Source organism: uncultured Mailhella sp. (genome assembly GCF_944324995.1).
Taxonomy (GTDB): Bacteria; Desulfobacterota; Desulfovibrionia; order Desulfovibrionales; family Desulfovibrionaceae; genus Mailhella.
This window is the reverse complement of the sequence record NZ_CALUYL010000035.1, coordinates 20,932-27,361: the sequence shown is the minus strand read 5'-3', so window position 1 is coordinate 27,361 and position 6,430 is coordinate 20,932. Positions and strand designations below refer to the sequence as shown.

Below are 6,430 nucleotides of genomic sequence, written 5' to 3'. Positions count from 1 at the left end.
TCCTTGTGGATGTTGTTTTCCTTGCCGAAGAAGCTCAGCGACAGATGATGAATGAGCTGATCCACCCCGGCGTCGGCGAGGCGCAGAGCGGTGTTCTGCACGCCCGCGGTTACGGCCGCGCGGGAGACTTCGTTCACCATGGCGGTGGCAGTGGCGTCATTCGGCATGAACTGCACGTTGTCTATGGCGCGGCTCAGGAAGCGGATGCCCATGGAAGAGGATTCGGTGTCGTTCAGATTGTTGCTGACCATGGTGTTGAGAGCGGCCACGGGAATGATGCCGGGCAGCACCTTGGCGGCGTCCTTGGCTTCCGTTTCCACAACGATGGAGTCACCGTCCTGAGAAACTTCGGCTTCGATCAGGCGACCGGCCAGCAGGTTGGCGGAATCCCAGTAACCTTCGGCTTCCAGGCCGTCGGTGATGGTGTAGGCTTCACCGGCATGAGCATTGGCAATGTACAGCTTGGAGCTGTCCGCCACGGAAAGGGTTTCCCCGGTCGCGCCGTTGATGAGAGGCGATTCCGCGGCAACCTTGCCGTCCACAACCAGCACGGAGTTGGCACCGAAGGCCACGTCGGCATCAGGATCAACAAAGCCCTCGCCCACGCGCAGCTTGCCGCCGCCGAGGGTGATCTGATCGCCGAGAGCCAGCATGGCTTCACCTTTGGAGGCCGTTACGCCGCCCATGTCGGGCATGGCAACGGCAAGCGTGGCGCCGGTGTTCACGTTGAGGGCGGAAGAGGCTCCTTCCTGCGTGTAGCCGCTGTTCATGAGCGTCGTGCCGCTTGCTATGGTCATGGTTCCGGCGTTGTGAACGTCGTTGGCATCGCCTGCCGCGGTGTTGTTTGAGAATGTGTTCGTGCCGGAAAGGGTCATCGTACCGGCGTTATAGATGGCACCGCCCTTTTCTTCGGCAGTGTTGCCGGAGAAGGTGGCACCGTTGATGGTGAAGCTGGAGTCATCCTTGAAGTACGTGTCGTTGTAGATGGCGCCGCCGTTTGTGGCTGCTGTGTTGTTTGTGAATGTGGCATTGGCAACGGAAACCTTGCCGCCCCAGTTGGAAATGGCGCCGCCGGTCTTTCCGGCCTTGTTGGCGTCGAACGTTGCGCCGTCACCGATGGTCATGGCTGCGCCGTTGCCGCCGTTGAAGTTCATGATGGCGCCGCCATGGGAAGTTTCCGTTTCGTTGCCGATGAATTCAGCAGCGTTGCCGATGGTCACGGACGAGGCGGTGGAATCGGTATCCTGATAGATGGCACCGCCGCCGTAGCCCTTGGCGATGTTGTTGGTAAACTTTGCGTTGTTGCCGATTTCTGTGGTGGCTCGCTGGTTGTGGAGCGCACCGCCCTGACCGGCAACGGACACGTTGTTTTCAAAGATCACGTTATTGCCGATGACCATATTTCCGGCATCGACGTGAGAAATGGCGCCGCCGACAGAGCTGGCTTCGTTGTTACTGAATCGGGAACCGTCGGTGACAGTCAGGGAAGTGCCGGTACCACCGTAGTTCAGAATGGCGCCGCCCTGGCTTGCCTTGTTGCCGGTGAAGGTGGCACCGACGGTAAGGTTGCCCTGATTATAGATAGCGCCGCCCTGTCCGTTGGCGGTGTTGCCGGAGAAGGTGGCACCGTTGATGGTGAAGCTGGAGTCATCCTTGAAGTACGTGTCGTTGTAGATGGCACCGCCGTTTGTGGCTGCGGTGTTGTTTGTGAATGTGGCATTGGCAACGGAAACCTTGCCGCCCCAGTTGGAAATGGCGCCGCCGGTCTTTCCGGCCTTGTTGGCGTCGAACGTTGCGCCGTCACCGATGGTCATGGCTGCGCCGTTGCCGCCGTTGAAGTTCATGATGGCGCCGCCATGGGAAGTTTCCGTTTCGTTGCCGATGAATTCAGCAGCGTTGCCGATGGTCACGGACGAGGCGGTGGAATCGGTATCCTGATAGATGGCACCGCCGCCGTAGCCCTTGGCGATGTTGTTGGTAAACTTTGCGTTGTTGCCGATTTCTGTGGTGGCTCGCTGGTTGTGGAGCGCACCGCCCTGACCGGCAACGGACACGTTGTTTTCAAAGATCACGTTATTGCCGATGACCATATTTCCGGCATCGACGTGAGAAATGGCGCCGCCGACGGAGCTGGCTTCGTTGTTACTGAATCGGGAACCGTCGGTGACAGTCAGGGAGGTGCCGGTACCGCCGTAGTTCAGGATGGCGCCGCCCTGGCTTGCCTTGTTGCCGGTGAAGGTGGCGCCGACGGTAAGGTTGCCCTGATTATAGATAGCGCCGCCCTGTCCGTTGGCGGTGTTGCCGGTAAAGGTGGCACCGTCCATAGTTATTGATCCAGAGTTTGGACCGGCGGAAATAGCACCGCCGTTTTCTGCGGCAGTGTTGTTGATGAATGTTGTATTATTCAAATCAAGCTGGGATTGAAGGTCTCCATGATCATCCGCATCCTGCCACATAGCGATGGCACCACCGTTTGTAGCATTGTTGCCTTCAAACTGAGCATTTTTTCCAAATGAAAGGTTGCCATATTCCAGTGCTATAGCGCCACCAAGACCAGCTTCGTTACCGGTGAATTTTGCATTATCACCAATAACAACTTTGCCATTAGAAGAGGTTGTAGTACCGTTAGCCAGCTTTACATAAAGAGCACCACCGCCCCATCCCTTGGCTGTGGCTTTGTTATTCTCAAAGCTAACGTTGTTTCCTATGGTGATGCCATTCATAATCTTTGCGGCACCACCGGCACTCGCTTCGGTCGAGTTATTTTTAAAGCTTGTACCGTCGGCAATAGAAACACCTTCAGTTGGATAGTTGACGGTAACGACACCTGCCAATGTACCGTCGGTATTCGTTTGGTTTTCATATGTGCCGCTTAATTGTTGATTTTCCGTTGCCAGAAAAGGAGTGCCGCCCATAGCCACCCCTGCGGAGCCCATGACCAGCATGGACGCCACAGCCAGAGAACCGAACGTATTCATAAGGTGACATTTTTTGAGAACCGCTTTGTACCGGTTGATGAGATTGCCGATTGCCCCTTTTGTCAACATGTCAATAACCTCCAGAATTGACTGTATTTTTTCTATGGGATACGTCTTTATGCATATAAGTGCATGCCATAGGCTTCTGAACGGCGCATTTCATAGATTCATGATGACGCAGGGGATAGACCGTCAAAAAACTATGGTTTTTTGACAGGTTATATTTTATTTTTGAAATGATATTTTATGTAAGTTGCATAAAAATTTAGATAATAAAATTTTAATTAAATAATTTTTATACTAAATAACATAGTAAATTATTTTATGAAGAACTGTCAGTTTTATTAATAAAGAAGAATGTTGTTGTCATGGGGAATCGAGGCAGGGGGAGACCTCTTCAGGGCACAAAAAAAAGCGCCGTCTGCTTTTGACACAGACGGCGCTTTTTGATGATACGCTGTTCTTATTGAATATTCGACTGTAAAACTTTCAGATGAGACAAGAAGGGGAAGAGCGGAACGAGGATCTTTTGTCCCTAGCCGGAACAGTTTCCTCTTTCGCCTTTGCTCTGCGCATAATTTTCCCGTTCCCCCTGTCCCGCCGAACCGGCGAAGCCGGGAGGCGGAAACAAGGGGGCGCGGGGGGAATTATTCCCCCCGCATGCCTTTCCTGTCTTTTCTGTCTTCTGCCTTTCCGCCTTTTATTCAAAGTTGTAGCGGAGCACGGGGGTGCGTGCGGCGCGGACTTCGTCGGGGCGGCTGATGGGGCAGTGGTGGGGCGCGGCGTGGAGGTAGTCGGGGTCGGTTTTGGCCTTCTCCAGGATGGCGAGGAGGGCGTCGGCCGCGTTGTCGAGGGTTTCGGGGCTTTCGGTTTCGGTAGGTTCGACCATGAGGGCCTCATGGACGATGAGGGGGAAGTACATGGTCGGCGGATGGATCCCGTAATCGAGCAGCGATTTGGCCACGTCCATGGCGGAGACGCCGGTTTCGTTCTTCAGCTTTTCGAGCGTCATGACGAATTCGTGCATGCAGAGGGTGTCGTAGGCCATGTCGTAGTGGCCGGCGAGCTTCTTCATGAGGTAGTTGGCATTGAGCACGGCCATGGCCGAGGCTTCGGGAATGCCTTCTTTGCCCAGCGTGAGAATGTAGGTGAGGGCGCGCACCACGACGAGGAAGTTGCCGTAGAAGCTGCGCACGCGGCCCATGCTGTGTTCGGGGGTGAAGAAGCTGTAGCGGCCGTTTTCTTCGCGCACGCGGGGGGTGGGCAGGAAGGCTTCGAGGAAGGCCTTGCAGCCCACGGGGCCGCTGCCGGGACCGCCGCCGCCGTGCGGGGTGGAGAAGGTTTTGTGCAGGTTGAGGTGAACGCAGTCGAAGCCCATGTCGCCGGGACGGGCGTGACCCATGACGGCGTTGAGGTTGGCGCCGTCGTAGTAGCAGAGGCCGCCCGCCTCATGCACGATGCGCGTGATTTCGAGAATATTGGGATCGAAGAGGCCCACCGTGTTGGGATTGGTGAGCATGAGGCCTGCGGTATCGGGGCCGACGGCCTTTTTGAGGGCTTCGAGGTCCACGCCGCCCTCGGCGTTGGAGGGCACGGAAACCACGGTGAAGCCCGCCATGGTGGCCGAGGCGGGATTGGTGCCGTGAGCGGAGTCGGGCACGATGATCCTGGTGCGGGCCGCGTCGTTTCTCGACTGATGATAGCGGCGGATGAGCAGCAGACCGGTGTATTCGCCGTGCGCGCCCGCGGCGGGCTGGAAGGTCATGCCGTCCATGCCGGTGATTTCGCAGAGCAGGCGTTCGGTTTTGAAGAGCACCTCAAGGCAGCCCTGGGCGGTGTCGGCGGGCTGGAGCGGATGGATGTCCGTAAAGCCGGGGAGCGAGGCCATTTCCTCGTTCACCCGGGGATTGTACTTCATGGTGCAGGAGCCCAGGGGATAGAAGCCCTTGTTCACGCCGTGAGTCTGGGAAGCGAGCTCGGTGTAGTGTCTGCCGAGGTCGATTTCCGAGATTTCGGGCAGACGGGGAGCCGAGGCGCGCAGCGCGGACGAAGAAAATTCGACCGCGGGCACGTCGCAGGCGGGAATGAGGGTTTCGCAGCGGCCGGGACGGCTTCTTTCAAAGAGGAGTTTCATTGTGCGCACACCTCCCGGATGGCGGTGACGAGTTCATCCATGTCGTTTTTGCTGCAAAGTTCGGTGCAGCACCAGAGCAGGCCGCCGTCCACGGGCAGGCCGCCGAGAATGCCCTTTTCGGCGAGTCTGGCGCAGAGAACTTCCGGATCCACGGGGCAGTTCGTGAGAAATTCGTGGAAGAATTCCCTGCCTTCGCAGCGCAGGGAGAAGCCGGGAATTTCGGCCAGCTTTGCGGCCAGATAATGCGCATGGGCGGCGCAGTTTTCGGCCACGCGGGCGAGGCCCTTCGGACCCACGGCCGCGAGGTACACCGAGGCGGTCATGGCGCAGAGCGCTTCGTTGGAGCAGATGTTGGACGAGGCCTTTTCGCGGCGGATGTGCTGTTCGCGGGCCTGGAGGGTGAGCACGAAGCAGCGGCGGCCTTCGTGATCCACGGTTTCGCCCACGATGCGGCCGGGCAGGTGACGCATGAGTTCCTTGCGGCAGGCCATGAATCCGAGGTACGGGCCGCCGAATCCGAGGGGCATGCCGAGGGGCTGACCTTCGCCCACGGCGATGTCCGCGCCGTATTCGCCGGGCGTTTTCAGGATGCCGAGGGAAATGGGATTCGCGCTCATGACCATTTTTGCGCCGGCGTTGTGGGTGGCGGCGACAAGGGCGTCCATGTCTTCGAGCACGCCGAAGTAGTTGGGGCTCTGCACGAGGGCGCAGGCCGAGCTTTCGGAAAGGGCGGCGGCGAGATCGGCGGGATCGGTGGCGCCGTTCTTCACGGGCAGCACGGTGACGGGCACGCTGCGGCTTTCGCAGTAGGTCTGCACGGCGGTGATGGTCTGCGGATCGACGGTGCCGGCGAGCACGACGCCGTGTCTGCGGCGATCCAGGCACATGAGCACGGCTTCGGCCGCGGCGACGGCGCCGTCATAGACCGAGGCGTTGGACACGTCCATGCCGGTGAGTTCGCAGATCTGGGTCTGATATTCAAAGATGGACTGGAGCACGCCTTGGCTGATTTCCGCCTGATAGGGCGTGTAGGCCGTGACGAATTCCTCGCGGGTGGTCACGGTCTTCACGATGGCGGGAATGTAGTGGCGATACGCGCCCGCGCCCCGGAAGATGCTGCGGAAGCGGACGTTCTTGTCCGCGATGTCGCGCACCTTGCGCGAGACTTCCATCTCGCTCAGGCCGTCGGGCAGGTTCAGCGAGTGCAGGCGCACTTCCGGCGGGATGGAGGCGAAAAGTTCGTCGGTGGAATGCAGGCCGAGGCTTGCGAGCATGGCCTGACGTTCTTCCGACGTGGCGGGAATGTAGCTGCCCATGC

Annotated in this window: 3 protein-coding genes and 1 pseudogene; all 4 read right to left on the bottom strand. The window is 58.4% G+C overall.

Features of this window, described 5'->3' with window-relative positions:
• Window positions 1–2,324 (bottom strand): hypothetical protein (locus Q0K02_RS11765; protein ID WP_294489148.1); only part of this gene is annotated, 2,324 nt, incomplete at its 3' end.
• A gap of 21 nt (window positions 2,325–2,345) precedes the next feature.
• Window positions 2,346–2,456 (bottom strand): annotated as a pseudogene (locus Q0K02_RS12380) (hypothetical protein); the annotation flags it as partial.
• 1,222 nt (window positions 2,457–3,678) lie between these two features.
• Window positions 3,679–5,112, bottom strand: coding sequence for an aminomethyl-transferring glycine dehydrogenase subunit GcvPB (gene gcvPB / locus Q0K02_RS11760; RefSeq protein WP_294489145.1), 1,434 nt, complete (start codon window positions 5,110–5,112; stop codon window positions 3,679–3,681).
• On the bottom strand, window positions 5,109–6,428 hold the full coding sequence (gene gcvPA, locus Q0K02_RS11755) for an aminomethyl-transferring glycine dehydrogenase subunit GcvPA (RefSeq protein ID WP_294489142.1): 1,320 nt from the start codon (window positions 6,426–6,428) through the stop codon (window positions 5,109–5,111). Before gcvPA ends, gcvPB begins: the two co-directional genes overlap by 4 nt.
• Window positions 6,429–6,430 lie beyond the last annotated feature (2 nt).

Bases quoted from the DNA above. Each gene is read 5' to 3' on its own strand.
- gcvPA (WP_294489142.1), bottom strand. From the start codon at position 6,428: ATGGGCAGCTACATTCCCGCCACGTCGGAAGAACGTCAGGCCATGCTC.
- gcvPB (WP_294489145.1), bottom strand. From the start codon at position 5,112: ATGAAACTCCTCTTTGAAAGAAGCCGTCCCGGCCGCTGCGAAACCCTC.